This is a genomic window from Kiloniella litopenaei, assembly GCF_000982415.1.
GTDB classification, from domain to species: domain Bacteria; phylum Pseudomonadota; class Alphaproteobacteria; order Kiloniellales; family Kiloniellaceae; genus Kiloniella; species Kiloniella litopenaei.
In genome coordinates this window covers 1-303 of record NZ_LANI01000084.1, presented here as the reverse complement: position 1 = coordinate 303, position 303 = coordinate 1, and the positions used below count along the sequence as shown (strand labels likewise).

Here is a 303-nt window from a genome sequence, read left to right as displayed (position 1 = left end):
TCTTCTTTGCCAGCCAAAAGCGGCTTTACGTCTTCCTGAATTTCCTCAAGAAGTTGTTGTTCCTCCAAGTCATCAACCAGCTTTATTGTAGAGACGACATGCTGTGCTTCAACGACCCTCCATACTTCGTCAGGTTTGAGCTCTTCTGAAGTCCAGGTAATTAATGACATCCATCAAGCCTGTTATTGTTTTCATTAATTCAAGAGGGGCCTGATTTAAATAGGCATTATGGCTTCTAATCCAGCTCGTTCTAGCTTTAGGATCTCCGCCAACAATCGCATCCAAGCTTCTAAACAACCGAAT

1 protein-coding gene is annotated in these 303 nt (G+C 42.9%); it reads right to left on the bottom strand.

The window, feature by feature from the left end; translation table 11 throughout:
- Window positions 1-129 precede the first annotated feature (129 nt).
- A complete protein-coding gene (locus WH95_RS21915) occupies window positions 130-285 on the bottom strand; it encodes an MbcA/ParS/Xre antitoxin family protein (RefSeq protein ID WP_407060156.1) in 156 nt (51 codons plus the stop codon).
- Window positions 286-303: the final 18 nt, after the last annotated feature.